14 protein-coding genes are annotated in these 17200 nt (G+C 72.2%); 5 read left to right on the top strand and 9 right to left on the bottom strand.

Going from position 1 to position 17200, the window contains the following annotated elements; genetic code table 11:
• Positions 1-182 precede the first annotated feature (182 nt).
• A complete protein-coding gene (wrbA, locus tag ACWCRJ_RS34800; RefSeq protein ID WP_450943020.1) occupies positions 183-797 on the bottom strand; it encodes an NAD(P)H:quinone oxidoreductase in 615 nt (204 codons plus the stop codon).
• 288 nt (positions 798-1085) lie between these two features.
• Between wrbA and ACWCRJ_RS34805 the strand changes: the two genes are divergently transcribed.
• Positions 1086-1997, top strand: a complete 912-nt coding sequence (locus tag ACWCRJ_RS34805; protein WP_450943021.1) for a shikimate dehydrogenase — start codon at positions 1086-1088, stop codon at positions 1995-1997.
• Here ACWCRJ_RS34805 and ACWCRJ_RS34810 read toward each other — a convergent pair.
• A complete protein-coding gene (locus tag ACWCRJ_RS34810) occupies positions 1977-3188 on the bottom strand; it encodes an IS701 family transposase (RefSeq protein WP_450943022.1) in 1212 nt (403 codons plus the stop codon). The two genes, ACWCRJ_RS34805 and ACWCRJ_RS34810, sit on opposite strands and share 21 nt — an antisense overlap.
• Before the next feature lie 206 nt (positions 3189-3394).
• On the opposite strand from ACWCRJ_RS34810, the gene ACWCRJ_RS34815 reads away from it, so the two are divergent.
• The gene (locus tag ACWCRJ_RS34815) at positions 3395-4117 is read left to right on the top strand and encodes a ScbR family autoregulator-binding transcription factor (protein WP_450943023.1); all 723 of its coding nucleotides are present in this window, start codon (positions 3395-3397) and stop codon (positions 4115-4117) included.
• Between the two features lie 958 nt (positions 4118-5075).
• On the opposite strand, the gene ACWCRJ_RS34820 is transcribed toward ACWCRJ_RS34815, so the two are convergent.
• Positions 5076-5729, bottom strand: coding sequence for a ScbR family autoregulator-binding transcription factor (locus ACWCRJ_RS34820; RefSeq protein ID WP_450943024.1), 654 nt, complete (start codon positions 5727-5729; stop codon positions 5076-5078).
• Between the two features lie 176 nt (positions 5730-5905).
• Between ACWCRJ_RS34820 and ACWCRJ_RS34825 the strand changes: the two genes are divergently transcribed.
• Positions 5906-6907, top strand: coding sequence for a ScbA/BarX family gamma-butyrolactone biosynthesis protein (locus ACWCRJ_RS34825; protein WP_450943025.1), 1002 nt, complete (start codon positions 5906-5908; stop codon positions 6905-6907).
• 130 nt (positions 6908-7037) lie between these two features.
• On the opposite strand, the gene ACWCRJ_RS34830 is transcribed toward ACWCRJ_RS34825, so the two are convergent.
• From ACWCRJ_RS34830 to ACWCRJ_RS34855, 6 genes are all read right to left on the bottom strand, one after another.
• The gene (locus ACWCRJ_RS34830; protein WP_334536368.1) at positions 7038-7811 is read right to left on the bottom strand and encodes a glucose 1-dehydrogenase; all 774 of its coding nucleotides are present in this window, start codon (positions 7809-7811) and stop codon (positions 7038-7040) included.
• Between the two features lie 78 nt (positions 7812-7889).
• Positions 7890-8594, bottom strand: coding sequence for an HAD family hydrolase (locus ACWCRJ_RS34835; protein WP_450943026.1), 705 nt, complete (start codon positions 8592-8594; stop codon positions 7890-7892).
• 30 nt (positions 8595-8624) lie between these two features.
• On the bottom strand, positions 8625-10655 hold the full coding sequence (locus tag ACWCRJ_RS34840; RefSeq protein WP_450943027.1) for an anthranilate synthase family protein: 2031 nt from the start codon (positions 10653-10655) through the stop codon (positions 8625-8627).
• On the bottom strand, positions 10652-11329 hold the full coding sequence (locus tag ACWCRJ_RS34845) for an isochorismatase family protein (RefSeq protein ID WP_450943028.1): 678 nt from the start codon (positions 11327-11329) through the stop codon (positions 10652-10654). Before ACWCRJ_RS34845 ends, ACWCRJ_RS34840 begins: the two co-directional genes overlap by 4 nt.
• A gap of 167 nt (positions 11330-11496) precedes the next feature.
• A complete protein-coding gene (locus tag ACWCRJ_RS34850; RefSeq protein ID WP_450943029.1) occupies positions 11497-12279 on the bottom strand; it encodes a 2,3-dihydro-2,3-dihydroxybenzoate dehydrogenase in 783 nt (260 codons plus the stop codon).
• A 73-nt stretch (positions 12280-12352) separates the two neighbouring features.
• Entirely contained in the window at positions 12353-13591 is a 1239-nt protein-coding gene (locus ACWCRJ_RS34855; protein WP_450943030.1) for a 3-deoxy-7-phosphoheptulonate synthase, read from the bottom strand.
• Positions 13592-14187: 596 nt separating this feature from the next.
• Here ACWCRJ_RS34855 and ACWCRJ_RS34860 point away from each other — a divergent pair.
• Both ACWCRJ_RS34860 and ACWCRJ_RS34865 read left to right on the top strand, forming a co-directional pair.
• Positions 14188-14997: a dimethylarginine dimethylaminohydrolase family protein gene (locus ACWCRJ_RS34860; protein ID WP_450943031.1), complete on the top strand. Its 810-nt coding sequence runs from the start codon at positions 14188-14190 to the stop codon at positions 14995-14997.
• Between the two features lie 121 nt (positions 14998-15118).
• A complete protein-coding gene (locus ACWCRJ_RS34865) occupies positions 15119-17176 on the top strand; it encodes a copper resistance CopC/CopD family protein (protein ID WP_450943032.1) in 2058 nt (685 codons plus the stop codon).
• Positions 17177-17200 lie beyond the last annotated feature (24 nt).

Raw genomic sequence — 17200 nt, forward strand, 5'->3', positions numbered from 1 at the left:
CAACGGTCTCGACGGCGGGAAAGGCCGTGCGGCCGCTCCGGAACGCTCGCGGAATTCACGCTTCTCACAACGGAATTCATGCTTCTCGCGTCATCCCGCCGTCAATCGGCGGAGTTCGCCCGGAACGAGCGCGGGGCATTCGCGGAACTCGACCGAATTCCCGCGCTCGTGGCGGCCTCGGCTCAGAGGGCCTTGAGGCCGATGTTGAGTGCCGTCGCGATCTCGACCGCGCGGCGGGCCTGGAAATCGATCGCATCCAGCTTCTCCTCGCCGGGAGCGGTGGTGTCGTGCGAGACGTGGCTGGTGCCGTACGGATTGCCGTTGGCGGCGGCGAACTGGATCGGGTCCGCGTAACCGGGGGCGACGATGATGGCGCCCCAGTGGTAGAAGGTGTTGTTCAGCGCCAGCAGGGTGCTCTCCTGGCCGCCGTGGGTGGTGGAGGTGGACGTGAACGAGGAGACCACCTTGTTCACCAGCCGGCCCTGGTTCCAGAGGTCGCCGGTGCTGTCGATGAACTGCTTCAGCTGGGCGGCCGGCAGGCCGAAACGGGTGGGTGTGCCGAACAGGAGCACGTCCGCCCATTCCAGGTCCTCCAGCGTCGCCCGGGCGATGTCGGCGGTGGCGGCGAGGTGCTCGGCCCATTCCGGGCTCGCGGCGACCACGGACTGCGAAGCGGTCTCCTCGACCCTGCGCAGGCGCACCTCGGCGCCGGCCTTCTCGGCGGCCACGGCGGCCGCCTCGGCCATCGTGTGCACATGACCGGTGGACGAGTAGTAGATGACGGCGACGTTGGTCACGATCAGAACTCCAATTCGCAGGGGCTGCCGGACGGGGCGAACCGATGAGCGGGCCGCGCAGAAAGGACTCTTCCGCGACGGCCGGTGCGGCGGCGAACAGTCGGCCACGATTTCGTCACCTTGCGGGTCGCAGAAGCGCGGCCCGATCACCGGAGGGAGAAAAGGCCGTGCGCGATCCGATTCACCGCCGGTCTATGTCAAGTCGGCGCGCCACCCCGGCGATCCGGCTCCTAAGCTGTCCCGATATCCGAAATCCACCCTCCGACGCGGAAGGAGCGTCAACGATCCATGTACACGGACCGAACCCCCGTGGGCCGGACGCCGCCCGCGGACGGAAGGGGCAACCGCGTGGCGGTGCTCGGATCGCCGGTGGGCCGCTCCCTGTCGCCCACGCTGCATCGAGCCGCCTACGCGGCGATGCGACTGCGCTGGGACTACGAGACGATCGACTGCGACGAACCCGCCCTGCCGGCGCTGTTCGACTCGCTCGACGACGACTGGGCCGGACTCTGTCTGACCACTCCGCTGAAGCGGGCCGTCCTGCCGCTGGTCGACGAGGTGTCGGACCTGGCCCTGGACGTGGGCGGCGCGGACACGGTGGTCCTGCGGGACGGCCGGAGTTTCGGTGACCACTGCGGCGTGCACGGCATCGTCGCCGCCCTACGGCAGGCCGGGCTCGGCGCGCCGGAATCCGCCGTGGTGCTGGGCGGGGGAGTCGCGGCCTGCGCGGCACTGGCCGCCCTGCGGGAGGTGGGGGTCAGGGAGCCCGTCGTCGTGGTGCGCGAGCGCGGTCACGCCAGGGAGGCCGAGGCGGCGGCCGGACGGCTGGGCGTCGCGGTCGACCTGCACCGCTTCGAGGAGCTGGGCCGGCTGCTCCGGGGTGTCGGAGTGGTGGTCTCCACCCTGCCGGCCGGCGCGGCCGACGCCCTCGCCCCGACGGTCGCCCGCTCCGGCGCGGCCGTCCTCGACGCGGCGTGTTCGGCCTGGCCGACCCGGCTGGCCAAGGCGGCGGGATTCGTCGGCGGCACCGTCGTCCACGGACTGTCCCCGCTGTTGCACCGGGCCGAGCGGCAGATCGAGCTGCTGACCGGTCTGACCGATGTGCCGGTCGCGGCGATGCGCGCCGCGGCCCATGACGAACTGGTCCGGCGAGCCGGCCTGGAGGCCGAGCCCGCCGTCTCAGGCGGACAGTTCGTGTGAGACGCCGGGGCGCTGCCGGCGTGCCGAGGACAGCACCAGGATCGCGTGTGCCACGGAGCAGAGCGTCACATGGCGGTGCCAGCCGGCGTAGGAGCGTCCTTCGAAGTCGCGCATGCCGACCCGGGTGCTGACCTCCGTGAAGTCCTTGTTCGCCCGCCGGGTCAGCCGTCCCAGGCGCAGCAGCGCGGCAGGCGGCACGTCCACCAGATTGGACAGCCAGAGCTCGGGTGACCCGCCCTTCTGCATGGGCCATCCGCCGACGAGTGTCAGCGCCTGGTCGGGCTGTGCGGGCATGCCCGGCCTGCGGGCGGCCGGCATGGTCACCCTGGTACCGCTCACCAGGACCGACCGGGTTATCGAGTACTCCGGGTCGACCCAGCAGACCGGCTTGGACAGCTTCTTACCCCGCTCGACCAACTGCCGTGCCTGGAACAGCTGTTTCCCCGAACCGGACTGACCGGGGTCGAAGCCGAGCACCCGGGTCGCCCCGTCGACGCGCATGACGAACGGGATCCCGCGGCGTGTGATCTCCTCCAGCAGGGCGGGGGAGTCCAGGGTGCGGGCGTCCAGGACGACCGGCCGACGCCGTAACCCCCAGGCCGCGTCGGCGAGTTCGGCCGCCGTGTGCACCGCGCCCGCCTCCACGCTCATGGCCGTGGCGTCGTCCGGGATCCGGGCCCTGCGTCGCCGCTCCGCGTTCTCCAGCCACTCGGCGGGCAGGTTGAGGCCCCAGTTGACGGGCACGCTCAACTGCTCGTTGGCCAGGGAGACCCCGTAGGCCTGCTGGCTGTTGACGACCCGGCCGAGGTCGAAGCGGAAGGACTCCTCGACCCCGACGGAGTGCGCCCCGGCCTTGGGGATGGCCATGGAGCCGATCACCCATGCCTGCGGCAGCAGGACCCGGTCCAGATGGCGGGCGAGCGCTTGCCGTACGGGTGCCCACGCCCAGGAGGAGTCACTGATGAAGTGGTGCAGACTCTGTTCGGCGGCGCCGTGGTCGGTCACCGCGGCCAGGGCGCGCATGGACTTGCGGCCCGGCACGGACAGCAGTCCTGAGACGTACCACTCACCTCTGGTGCGCTGGTCACGTCGCTTCAGTGAGGCCAGCATCCGCCGGCAGAAGTCGGTGACGAAGTCGTCCGCGACGTCTCCCCAGGTCTGCGCCAGGTCATCGCTCTCCACGCCTTCCATGGCTCTCCCTCCTTCTGCTGGGCGTCGACAGACCGACCATACAATACCGGACGGTTGGTTTTCTATACTTCGTCATGTCGTCTCGTCCTGCAAGCGGTCTCGGCTTGAGGCAATAATATACCGCACGGTTGGTTTATTGTGGGAGTGTTCACCGGCTGCACTCTGGCGCGGGCCCGAGGTGAGATCGCCGTGACGAGGGAGAGGCCATGCCACGCCAAGAGCGAGCCGAACGCACGCGCGAGCAGATCGTCCGGGCCGCGGCCGTGTGCTTCGACACGAAGGGCTTCGGGGCGACGAGCCTGAGCGACATCGTGGAGACGGCCAAGGTCTCCAAAGGGGCCCTGTACTTCCACTTCACCTCGAAGGAGAAGCTGGCCCAGGCCGTCGCGGCGCGGTCGAGCGCGGACTGGCGGATCATCCTCCGCGCGGCCAGGGCGCCCGGAGGGCCGGTGCTGCAGGTGCTGATCGACACGACGCACGGCCTGGCCCACCGGATCAGGCACGACGTCGTGTTCCGGGCGGGTCTGCGGCTCTGCGACGAGCGCCGGCCGGGCGGGAGCGGCCACCCCGGCGCGTACCCGAGCTGGCGGCGGGCCGTGGCGCTCGTGCTCGCCCGGGCCGGCCGCCGGGGCGAATTACTGCCCGGTCTGGACCCGCGGCAGGCCGCCCGCATGCTCACGGCGGCCACCGCCGGCGTCGAGATGCTCTCCCGCCAGGACCGGAGCTGGCTGGCCGCGGCGACCGTCACCAGCGTGTGGGAGTCCTTGCTGCCCGCCCTCGTGCCGCCGGAGCGGCTCGGCGGCCTGCGCCCCTCCGGGCGACCGACGCTCCCGGCCCCGCGCGGGCCGTCACCACGGGGCGCCGGACCGCGAGAGCGCGGGCGCCCGGGGGAACGGGCCGGCGCGCCGGGACGGGCCGGCGTGGGCTGAGGGCGCGTGGGGGCAGGGCGGTGCGGGGTGCGGGCCCGCGCGCTGCTCGTCGGCGCCGGGTGCGTGTTGCGATCCGGCCCGGCCCTTGGCGCACACTTCCGTCACCAGGGCAGGTCCCCTCGGGCGGCGCTGGCCGGGACCCCGTAAGCCTCGCGGCCCTGGCCGGCTGCGCCCGGCCTGACCTGTCGGCGGGGGGTTTCGCGTCGCTTGGTGCGGGACCGCGTGCTGTTCGGCGGGGCCGGGTGCGTGTCCCGATCCGGGCCCGGCCCTTGGCGCACACTTCGTCACCAGGGCCGGTCCCCTGGTCCGGCGCCAGCCGGGACTCCGTAAGCCTCGGCGCCCTGGTCGGCGGCGCCCGGCCTGACCCGTCGGCGGGGGGTTTCGCGTCGCTTGGTGGTGCGGGGTGCGGGCGGGGTCCGTGTGCCGGCTGGTCGCGGTGGGGGGCCTTGCTGCTTCGTGGGGGTGGGGCCAGGCTCAGGCGGCTTCCGCTCGGGTATCGGCGGGGGATTTGCCTTGTCGCGCGTGCGTGCGGGACCCCGTGCACCGGTCGCTGTGTGGTGAGCCCCCCGCCCGCTCGTCCGTGTCGGTCGGGGGCGGAGCGGCTACGGCTCGGTCCGGCCGGGGGTTTTGTGCCGCTCGGCTGTGTGAGCCGGCCCGTGCGCCCGCTCGTCGCAGTCAGGTGAGCGCCCCCGCGTCGCCCCTGCGTGTGGGGCGACGCCCTCCGGCGGCTGCTCGGCGGCGCCCGAGATCCCCGCGTCGCCACCGGTGTGTGCGGGAACGCGAGGCCCCTGACCGAAGGGGGCACGACACTCCCGCCGCCGAGGTCGGGCGAGTGGCCGCCGCTGCCGCTGGTGCGGACGGGGCTGTCGTGGTGGGGCGGGTGACGCGCTGCTGTCGCTCGCGTGGGCGGGCCTGAGGGCCCGCGCGTCGCTCGGCGTCGCTGCGGGCCCGGGGGTCACTACACGGCGGCTGCCTGCTGTGCCTGCTGTGCCTGTTGCAGGCGGGCGCCGCGGTCGGGGGCCGTGTCGAGGCGGGCGAGGGCGGCCGGGATGGCGACGGACGGCAGGATGTGCTTCCACATCGCCGACACCCGCTTCTCCAGATCCAGCAGGGCCGAGCTGATCTGGGAGAACGCCTGGATCCCGGTGAAGGATCCGACGATCAGCTCCGCCGTCTCACGGCAGTCGACGTGCGGCAGCACCTCGCCGTCGCGCCTGGCCTGCTCCAGCAGTTCCTCGCACACCTTGGCCCACGCCAGGAAGGGGCTGTCCGACGCGAAGTCGATGGACCCGCGCTCCAGCGCCAGTCGGCTCCCGGCGCGCAGCATCGCGTCGTTCGGCAGCGCGTGCGCGACGGCCATGGTCAGGTCGATCACCTCCTGCAACTTGGACGTCTGGGGTGACACGTGCAGATGGAGCGTCTGCTCCTCCAGCACGCCGCGCGCCAGGTCCTCCTTGGACGGGAAGTGGAAGTACAGGGCGCCCTTGGTCACCGACACCCTGGACAGGATCTCCTTGATCGACGCCGCGTCATAGCCCATCTCATCGAAGACCAACGCCGCGCCCTGCAGGATGAGCCGCCTCGTCTCCACTGCCCGCGCCTGCTGTGCCATGCGGTTTCTCCTGTGCTCGAGTAATGCCACCGCCGACCGGAGCGGTACTCGGAACGGCCGGTACGACAACTTATCAAGTCGGTGCCCTCAGACGATGGAAAAAAACCGGCTGACCTGTATTGTGATGGAGCCGACAGGGGTTCGAATCTCCTTTTGGGGGGGACATGTCCGTATCAATGCTTGAGAACGACGTGGAACTGGAAGCCCCGCTTCCGCTGATCGACCGGCGTCACAGCTCCGATTCCGGCTCCAAGATCTTCATCCCGGCACAGAGAGGGCCGCAGCCCCGGTTCACCACCACGGTGCCCAAGGAGTACGTCCACCGCGCCGCCGTGGCCGAGGTCCTGCTGACGGGGTGGCAGCGCCTGGACGACACCCGCTTCGTGGCCTCCGCGCAATGGCCGCGTGCCCACAGCTACTTCACGTCCTCGTGCGGGGAGCACTACGACCCGACGCTGGTCGCGGAGACCATCCGCCAGGTCGGCACCCTGCTCTCGCACGCCGAGTTCGGTGTTCCCCTCAACAGCCACTTCATCCTGAACGGCCTCGAGTACACCTGTGACCCCGAGCAGTTGAAGATATTCGGGACGCCGGCCGAGCTGTCGCTGTCCATCACCACCGCGAACGTCCGGCACAGGGGTGGGCAGTTGGCGGGGGTGGACTTCCATGTCGAGATCATGCGCGACGGCCGGCCGGTGGGCTCGGGTGTGGCGAAGGCCAGCATGCTCAGGCCGCAGGTCTACAGCCGGATCCGCGGCGAGCGGCTGACGCCGGACGCCCGGACGCAGACGCCGCTGGCCGAACCGGTCGAGCCCACGCTGGTCGACCGCCGTTACGCCCCGGACGTGGTGCTCGCCCCCGGGGATGCTCCGGGCCGGTGGCTCCTGCGGGCCGACCAGCGTCACCCCATCCTCTTCGAGCACCCCAACGACCACATCCCCGGGATGGTGCTGCTGGAGGCCGCCCGGCAGGTCACGCGGGTCCTCGCCCCCGGCAGCACGGCGATCTCCACCGAGAACACCTTCGAGCGGTACGTGGAGTTCGACTCGCCCTGCCTGATCGAGGCGGAGGAGTGCGAGTCGGCCGATCCGGCGGTCAGGGTCGTGTCCGTGCGGGCCGTACAGGACGGCCGTACGGCGTTCACCAGCACCATCGTCCTGGCGGTGCCCACCGCGTAGACCGGCGCCTGGGGGCGGGCTCGCCCGACGCCACGACGGCGGCGAGCACCGGACGCGAGGAATGCGGGCAGCGCGAGAAGCACGACGAAACGGGGTTCCGCACCACGCGGAACCCCGTTTCGTCGTCCGGTCAGAGGATCGTGAACCCGCCGTCCACCGGCAGGATCACACCGGTGGCGAACGAGGAGCGGTCGCTGCACAGCCAGGCGGCGGCCTCGGCTATCTCCTCGGGCTCCGCCGTGCGCGACTGCGGGGTGAGCTGATGGAGCATCGGCTCCACGCCCGGGTTGTCCCGGAACCAGTCGTTCACCATCTCGCTGCGCGTCGTCCCCGGAGCCACCGCGTTGACCCGGATCCCCTGGCCGGCGTACTCGGCGGCCGCCGCCCGGGTCAGCCCGACGACCGCGTGCTTGGACGTGACGTACGGCGCCGCGACCGGGGTCGCCACCAGGCCGCCCACGCTGCTGGTGTTGACGATGGAGCCGCCGCCCGTCTCCAGCATCGCGGTGATCTCGTGGCGCAGGCAGTTCCAGACGCCGCGGACGTTCGTGTCCATGATCCGGTCGTATGTCTCGTCGTCCATCAGATGGAGCGGGGTCTGCTCCACTCCGTATCCGGCGTTGTTGAAGGCCACGTCCAGCCGCCCGAAGTGCTCGACGGCCGCCCGTACCGCCTCCGCCACCTCGGCGCCGCGCGCCACGTCGGCGACCGCGTAACGGGCCTTGTGTCCCTCGGACTGCAAGGCGTCGACCAGGTCGGCAAGTTGTCTCTCCCGTCGGGCGACGAGCAGCACACGGGCGCCTTCGCGTGCGAAGACCCGGGCGGCGGCGGCACCGATGCCGCTGCTCGCACCCGTGATGAGGGCCACCTTGTCGGCGAGAAGACCGTTTCCTGAGGATGTCATGCCCACTTCATAGCGCAGTGGGGACGTCACAGAACGGAATCGCGTCTATCAATTGGGCGATGCCGCAAGCTACTTCGTCTATCGGTCCCGCCAGCAGGTCCCGTCCGCCGCCTCGGCGTCCAGGGTGCGCAGCAGGTCCGCCCCTATCTCGGCCGGTGACCGCACCAGATGCCGTACGCCCACCGCGCGCATCGCCTCCCGCTGGAAGCCGTGCTCGAAGTCGCTGGGGCTGCCGACGAAGGGCACCCCGAGGCCGCGGGCCGTCTCGGCGACCCGTGCCACGTCGTCGATGACGAGCACCTGGTCGGGCCGGAGCCCGAACGTCTCGGTGACGAGCTCGCGGATCCCGGGGCGGTAGGCGTCGGTGCACACGTACCCGGGGTCGTCGAAGAGGCCGGCGTGTTCGCCGAGGGCGCTGTCGAAGTGGGAGCGGTCGAGGCCGCCGTAGCAGACCGTCCGCAGTCCCGCGGAGCGGAGCAGTCCGACCATGGCGAGCGCTCCGTCGAGAATGCGAACCCCGTGACGTTCGACGTACTCGGCCCGTTCGCGGAAGTACACCTCCAGGACCTTCTCCGGGGACCAGGCGACGCCCGCCGCCTCGGCGATCACCCGTGCGGCCTCGGCCTGCCGTTGTGAGAAGATCCGCCGTTCCAGCTCGGCCGTGTAGACACCGCCACGGCTGACGATGAAGTGGTGGATCACCGGACTGAACGTGTCGTTCAGCATCACCCCGTCGATGTTCACCGCAGCCGCACGCAGATGCCGCAGCCCTCCGCCCGTCATGCCCTTCCCCCTTCAGTCGGCGGGATCATCCTAGTGAGCGGGGGCGTGAAGATCCCGTCGTTCCGCGCGCGGGCCGGTGCGGATCCGGTCCGGACGCGAGGGGTGCTCCTCCAGGAGGGAGGTGAGCAGATCGGCCATGACGCTCAGGCCGTTCTGGCTGAGCACCGACTCCGGGTGGAACTGCACCGAGCGGAAACCCGGCCCGCGCAAGGCATGCACCTGGCCGTTCTCCTGGTCCCGGCACACATCCACGGCGTCCGCCACCCCGGGGGCGACGATCAGATCCGTGTCCGCGCGGGCGGCGAAGGTGTTGTAGAAACCGACCAGTTCGAGCCGGCCGAACAGATCGATCTTTCTCTGCACCCCCTGGTCGGGGTGGTCCTTGCGGACCAGGTCGAGGCCGAGCAGACCGCTCAGAACCTGGTGGCTCAGACACACCGACAGAAACGGCCGCCCCTCGTCCAGCAGCCGGCGCGTGACCGCGCGCAGACGGGCGATCTTCGGGTGCCGCGTCCGCCTCGGGTCCCCGGGCCCCGGCCCGAGCACGACGAGGTCGTAGGCGTCCGTGTCGTACGCGTCGTCGAAGCGGCGCACGGTCACGACCGGTCCCAGCGCGCGCAGTTGGTGGTCCCACATGGCGGTGAAGGTGTCCTCCGCGTCCACCACCAGCACCCTCCGGTCGACGAGCGCGGGCACCGGGTGGGCCCTCGGCCCGGTGTCCCCCAGCCAGAAGGAGGAGAGGGCGCTGTTGCGCTGCCGCAGGGCGGCGAGGACGTCGGGATGCCGGGCGAACGAGGCCGGCCGCGAACCCGGACCGGAGGGCGGTGCGGTCGGCTCGGGCCCGGGCGGGTGACCGAGGGCGGACAGCAGTCCCGCCGCCTTGGCCCTGGTCTCGGCAGCCTCCGCCCAGGGATCGGAGTCGCGGACCAGGGTGGCGCCGACGCCGAGGGTCATCCGGCCGGCCGCGTCGATGACGGCGGTCCGGATCAGGATGGAGGAGTCCAGCGCACGGCCGCCCTCGGCGTCGCGGCCGATGAGCGCCAGCACACCGCTGTAGTAGCCGCGGCCGTGCGGCTCGAATCTGCGGACGACCTTGGCCGCGCTCTCCAGGGGACTGCCGGTCACCGTCGGCGCGAACAGGGTCTCCCGCAGGACGTCGCGGACGTCGGCGGTCGCCCGGCCCTCGACGACGTACTCCGTGTGCGCCAGCCCGGCCATCTCGACGAGACGCGGACCCTTCGCCCGGACCCCGCAGTCGCTGACCCGGGCCATCATCTTCAGTTCCTCGTCGACGACCATCGACAGCTCGTCGGCCTCCTTGGCGTCGGCCAGGAAGGACAGCACCCCGGTCAGCGTGGGGCCCTGCGCCGGATACCGGTAGGTGCCGCTGATCGGGTTCATGACCGCGACCCCGTCCGACAGGCTCAGATGCCGCTCCGGGGTCGCGCCGACGAACGTCCTGCCGCCCGCGTGGACCACGAAGGTCCAGTACGCCCCCCGCTCCCGCTCCAGCAGACGGCGGAAGACCGCCAGGGCCAGCAGCGGCGAGTAGTCGGAGATGTCCGCGACGAAGGTCCGTCTGACCACGAAGTTGGCGCCCTCGCCGTTGCCGATCTCCTCCTCGACGACGCGGCGGACCAGGTCCGCGTACGCCGCGTCGTCGATGTCGAAGCCACCGCCGGCCAGATCGATCCGGGCGTCCGGCAACTGCGCCAGCGCCTCGGTGACCGGGAGCGACTCCTGCGTACGGACCCGCAGCGTGATCACCGGGGCCCCGTCGTCCACCGCCTCGAAGCCGCGCTCGGAGAGCTGCCGGTAGGGGATCACGACCAGTACCTCGTGCTCGGCGCGCCCGGTGCCCGGGTCCCGGCCGGCGGTGTCGCTCCGCAGCGGGATGTCGGCCAGGCGCGCCACTTCGGCCGAGTCGCCGACCAGCACCTCGATCCGGTCGGCGGGTCCGGTCCGCGGCCGGTGCAGCAACGCGAACTCCGGGTGCGGCGCCGCCAGGATCCGCCCGAGCGGCGATGCGGCGTACGGACCGCCGCGCGCTGTGTGCGTCATGGCGCCGCCTCCTGTCGCACGTGTCCGCCGTCCGCCACCGGCGAGAGCCGGTCGAGGACGGCCGCGGTCGTCAGCGTCATCGCGCACCGCTCGGCCGCGTAGCGCAGGGCGAACCGGTGGTGCTCGGGTGTGAAGTCGGCGACGGCGTCGGCGACGAGGAACGACTGGATGTCCGAGGCGAAGGCGTCCGCGCTGGTCATGAGGATTCCGACATGGGCGTACACACCGCACACGATCAGCTGGTCGCGCCCCCACTCCCGCATGGACGCCAGGAGCCGGGTGCGGTGGAAGGCGCTGTAGCGCCACTTGGTCAGCACCAGGTCGCCCGCACCGGGCCGGATGGGGTCGACCACCTCACGGTGCTCCCGCGCGATCGTCATCCCGGAACCCCAGAAGTCCCGCAGCAGACCGCGCTGTCGCTCCGTCATCCCGCCGGGCTGGGTGGTGTAGGCGACCGGGACGCCGAGCGCCGCGCACCGCTCCCGCAGGGCGGTGACATGGTCGACCAGCTCCGTCACCGGCGACCGGCCGGCGGGAAAGGGCTCGACGAAGTACTTCTGCATGTCATGGATCAGCAGGACCGCCCGCCGCGGGTCCACCGTCCACCGGGCGGTGTTCCGCGGCAACTCGTCCTCGGTCGGCATCGGGTAGGCCGTGATGGCCGGGATTCCCATACGGGAACTCCTCTCTGGGAGCCGGTGCGGCCCCGGGGACGGCGGGATACGGACTCGCACCCCACCCCGCGCCCCCGGGGCCCTGGTGATGGATCGCCGCGGCGTCGCGACACCGCCCCGGAGGCGACGGCCGACGCGGGCGCTGTGCGGGACTTCGGAGAGACCCCCTAGTGACCGAGCGCCGCGCCGCCGTCGACGGTCAGGTCCTGCATCGTGATGTGGGCGGCCCGGTCGGAGAGCAGGAACACCACCGCGTCGGCGATGTGCTGGGGCCGTGCGATGCGCCCCAGCGGGATGCCGACCCGGAAGGCGGACGCGACGCCGTCGATCGACGCCCGCTCGGCGCCCTCGTCCCAGAGCGCGGTCAGCATCGGGGTGTCGGTGGAACCGGGGGCCACCACGTTGCAGCGGATACCGAAACGCGACACCTCCAGGCCCAGACACTTGGTGAACATGGTCGAGGCGGCCTTGGACGCCGCGTACGCGGCCATGTCCACCCGGGGGGTGCCGGAGGCGTTGGACGCCACCGTCACGATGGCGCCCCGCCGGCGTTCGATCATGCGGCCGACCACGGCGCGCGAGACATGGAAGACACCCGCGGTGTTCACCGCGAAGGTGGCCGCCCAGTCCTCGTCGGTGAGGGCCCACGTCCGCCCCGGCCGCAACACCCCGGCACCGTTGACGAGGTGGTCCAGCGGGCCGAGGCGCCGCTCGACCCGTTCGACGACAGCCTCGACGGCGGCGCTGTCCGTCACGTCGGCGGGGAACGCCTCCGCCCGCCCGCCCGAGTCCCGCACCCGCGCGGCCAGTTCCTCCAGCCGGTCGGCGTTCCGGTCGAGCATCGCGACCACGGCACCGTGCGCGGCGAGGGTACGCACCACGGCCTCGCCCATGCCACCGGCCGCTCCCGTGACCAGGGCGACCCTGTTCTCTATTCCATCGACATCCATGACGAATCCAAAGATCGACGACGATCGGCCGCGGCCGACCAGGGATTTCGCGGTGGGACCGGAACGCGGCGCGTCAGCGCAGCGGCGAGGGGCCCTGCCAGGCGGCGGCGACCTCCAGTGCCTGCGCCGGATTCAGCCGCGGATCGCACAGACTCGTGTACCGGTCCCCGAGGGATGCGACGGATCGCGCGTCGTCCACGCACTCGACGACGTCGTCGGGGGTGGTCTCCAGATGCAGACCGCCCACGACCGCGCCGGCCTCGTCGATCGCCTTCTGGAACTCCCGCACCTCGCGGATCACGCTCTCCACGAGCCTGGTCTTCAGGCCGCCCGCCCCGCTGATCGTGTTGCCGTGCATCGGGTCCGACAGCCAGACCACCGGGTGCCCCGCATCGCGCACGGCCGCGGCCATGGCGGGCAGCCGGTCGGCCACCGCCTCCGCGCCCATCCTCGCGATCAGGGTGAGACGGCCCGGCTCGCGGTCGGGGTCCAGCCTTTCGCACAGGGCCAGCAGGTCCTCGACCCGCATGTCCGGCCCGACCTTGGAGGCCACCGGGTTGGCCACGGACGCCAGCAGCGCCACATGGGCACCGTCCAACTGGTTGGTGCGGTAACCGATCCACGGCCAGTGGGTCGAGGCGAGATAGCGCCGGCCCGTCTCGTCGTCGCGGATCAGCGGCGCCTCGTAGTCGAGCAGCAGCGCCTCGTGGCTGGTCCACACCGGGGTGACGAAGGCCGGGGGCTGCAGGGCGATCCGGGACCGCAGCGCCTCCATGGCCCGGCTCGCCGCGTCGTAGCCCGAGCGGAGCCGGCGCGGGTCGGGGCGCCGTGACCGCGCGTCCGGCTCGGGACCGTTGACCATGTGGCCCCGGTAGACCGGCAGTTCGACGCCGTCCACCAGCTCGGTGGGGCGGGAGCGCGGCTTGGCGAACTGGCCCGCCATCCGGCCGACCCTGAGCGTGGGCAGCAGGGTGTTCATGGACATCACCCCGGCGAGGGCCTCCAGCAGCGCCACCTTGCGGGTGACATGGCCGGGCTCGCACTCGGCCGGGTCCTCCGCGCAGTCCCCCGCCTGGACCACCTGGAACCGTCCGGCCACCACCTGGGCCAGCAGGCCGCGCAGTTCGGCCACCTCCCCGGCGGTCACCAGCCCCGGCCGGTCGGCGAGGTCGAACGTGACAGTGGCCAGGAGGTCGAGGTTCTCCCATTCGGGCTGCTGCCGTGCGGGCAGGGCCCGCCAGAGCTCCCCCCGGTCCTCCAACAGGGCCGGCCCGCCTGCGGCCGGTCGGGTCGCGATCGCGTCGCTGGTCACCAAGAACCTCCGTGGTCGTGAATGGTTCACCGTCTCTGAGAGGGCATGTCCGATACGCCGCACCGCTCCCCGCGCCGCGCGGACGGCTGACTCTCGCCGAGTGCGTTGTCGTGGCACGGGCGATCAACCGCGCGGCGGTCGACTCCGCCGGTTTCCACGGGACTTCGTCGTACGCCGGAATGCGAAGCCGTTCGGAACCGACGCCTTGAATCCTCCGCGACCGGCCACCGGCCCGATCCCCTTCTCCGGAAGTGCCGGGCGGACTCCGTCAAGTCCGTACCTTTCGCGCGCGTCGACGCCCCTGTCCGTGCTTTGCGCGCGCGCCACGCGTCACGCGCGTGTTCTCGGCAGGCCCGCGGCGGACCGACGGAAGGGCCCCCGGCAGCGAACGAACCGACCCCACCGCGGACTTGATTGCTTTCGCCGTTCAAAGCTCCCGGTCAATTCGGCCTCCTGTTGGACTCGGAGGTACGCGGACGCCGATCACCCCACCAGGACCGGACCGAACACACCGTCGACCTGGTCCGACGCGGACGCGCGAGACGTACGGGGCCCGGCCGACCGGGCGGCTCCGGCAGACCACCAGAAAGGGCACCGTGAACAGCGAACTGCTTGTATCCGACGTGAGCCACTTCCGGGTCGACTACGAGATCAACCCCTACATGGACACGGCCGTCCAGCCCGACATCGAGGCCGCGCACGCCGAGCACCAGGCCATCGTGGCCGCGCACCTCGCGGCCGGCCGCAAGGTGGAGTACGTGCCGTCCGCACCCGACTGCCCGGACATGGTGTTCACCGCCAACGCCGCCGTCGTCCGCGGCGAGCGGGCCCTGCTCGGCAGCCCCCCGCCCGAACGCAAGGCCGAGGTGCCATACTTCGCGGAATGGCTGACCGACCGGGGGTTCGAGGTCATCGAGGCGCCCTACGCGTTCAGCGGGCAGGGCGACGCGCTGGCCTACGGCGACCAGCTGCTCACCGCGTACGGCCAGCGCACCGACGAGCGGATGCTCCGGGTGCTGGCCCGCGAACTCGACTACGAGGTGGTGCCGCTGCGTACGGCGGGCTGCCGCTGGTACGACCTCGACCTGGCCGTCGGTGTCATCGCCCCGGGCCTGCTGGCGTACTGCCCGGACGCCCTCGACGCGCCCAGCCTGCGGACCCTGCGCGGCCTCGGGGCCGACCTGGTCGAGGTGTCCGCCGAGGAGGCCGCGAGGTTCGCGCTGAACCTGGTCAGCGACGGCACCACCGTGACCATGACGCGGGGCGCGCCGCTGCTCGCCGCCGCGCTGCGCGACCGAGGCCTCGACGTCGTCGAACTCGACACGACCGAACTGGCCAAGGGCGGTGGCGGGGTCCGCTGCACCGCCCTGACGCTCGACAACCCGCCGGCGCGGCAGGGTTCATGACGCCGGGGCCGTGCGCACCGGGGACCGGGTCCGCACGGCCGTCCGCACGCACGCATTCGTCGTCCCTCCCCGCCGGTGAGCGGGGCGGGACGATCGCCCACCGTTGGGGGAGCAGGCAGGTATGAACAGGGGATCCGCGCGGGTGCGCCGGGCTCTCGGCGCGCTGACGGCGGTGCTCGCCGCCGTGCTGATCGTGCTGGGCGGGGCCGGTACCGCGGCCGCCCACGCGGAGCTCGACTCCACCGACCCGGCGCCGGACTCGGTCGTGCCGAGGCAGCCGTCCGCCGTCACACTCACCTTCAGCGAGGGGGTGACGCTGCCCGCCGACTCGCTCCGGGTCCTCGATCCGGCGGGCGAGCGGGTCGACACGGGTACCCCGGGACACGCCGCCGGCCGGCCCGAGACCGCACGGGTGGCCCTGCGTGACGGCCTCGCGGACGGCACCTACACGGTGGCCTGGCAGGTGATCTTCGCGGACTCGCACCCGGGCGGCGGCGCCTTCACGTTCTCCGTCGGGAAGCCGTCCGCCAGCTCCGTCTCCGTCGCGGAACTCCAGGGCACCCGGACGGACGGCCTGATCGCCTTCCTGTACGGCACCGGTCGCGCGGTCGCGTACGCCGCGTTCGCGCTGCTGGCGGGGGCGGTGGCGTTCGTCCTGGCCTGCTGGCCGGCGGGTGCGGCGGTCCGACGGGTGCAGGGGCTGCTGGCGGCCGGCTGGATCGGTCTGCTGGGCTCCACCATCGTGCTGATGATGCTGCGCGGCCCCTACGAACAGGGCAGTGGCATCACGCCGTCGACGGATGCCGTGTCGGCGGAAGCCCATGTCCCCGTGGACGAGCGGATCTATGTCGCGCTGGCGATCCGTCTGCTGCTGCTCGCCGCGAGCGGTGTGTATCTGGTGCTGCTCGTGGGGCAGTTGGGCCAGCTGGGCCAGGCGCAGTCGCTGTCGCAGGGGCAGGGGCAGTCCGACGACGCGGCCGGGCGGTCCTGGTCCCGGGGTCGTCTCGGCGCGGTCGGGCTGCTGCTGGCGGTCGGCCTGTCGGCGACCTGGGTCATGACGAACCACGCCTCCGAGGGCGCCCAGGTCTGGCTGGCCCTGCCGGTGACCGCGCTGCATCTGCTGGCGATGGCTGCCTGGCTGGGCGGGCTGGTGACGCTGGCCGTCGGGCTCCGCCGAGGACTCCCGCCCGCCGCGGTGGAGCGTTTCTCGCTGGTGGCCGTCGGCTCGGTGACGGTCCTGGTTCTGACGGGGCTGTACCAGTCGTGGCGCGGAGTGGGTTCCTGGGAAGCGCTGTTCGACACCGAGTACGGGCGCCTGCTGCTGATCAAGGCCGGATGCGTGGCCCTGATGCTAGGGGTGGCATGGTTCTCCCGCTCCCGCGTCGCCCGCCTGCGCTCCGGGACGGAGACGGGAACTTCCGTCGCGCTGCCGGCGGCTGAGGCGGGAACTTCCGTTGCGCTGCCGGCGGCTGAGGCGGGAACTCCCGCCACCCTCACGGCGGCTGTGACGGGAACGTCCGCCACCCCTACGGCGGCTGAGGCGGGAACGTCCGCCACCCCTACGGCGGCTGTGACGGGAACGTCCGCCACCCCTACGGCGGCTGTGACGGGAACGTCCGCCACCTCCACGGCGGCTGAGGCACCGTCGCGATCCGGGGGCGACTCCGCGCGGGCAGGCCTGCGCCGCTCCGTCCTGGCGGAGTCGGCCGTGGCCGTGGCGGTGCTCGTGGTGACCACGATGCTCACCTCCACACCGCCGGCCCGCACGGCGAGCGCGGCCGGGTCCGCTCCGCGCGGCCCCGCCGCTGCGGCCGAGAGCCCCGCGCCGGGCCGCCCCCTCACGCTGACGATCCCGTTCGACACGGGCGGCCGGACCGCGAACGCGCAGGGCACGGCGGCCGTGAGCCTCCTCCCGGCGGCGACCGGCGGCCGCACCGTGAAACTGCGGTTGACCGGGGCCGACGGCCGCCCGGCGGACGTCCCCGAGGCCGCCCTGGCCTTCACCCTGCCCGCCGAGAACCTCGGACCGCTGGGGGTGACGCTCCGACCGGACGGCGCCGGACGCTGGGCGGGCGAGGTCCGGCTCCCGCTGGCGGGCCGGTGGACGGTGTCGCTGACCGTGCGCTCGTCCGACATCGACCAGACGACCGAGAAGCGGCGGGTCACGATCGGAGGCTGAACTCCCGCTCGGGCGATGGAAAGC

This window comes from Streptomyces sp. NPDC002324, from assembly GCF_053593335.1.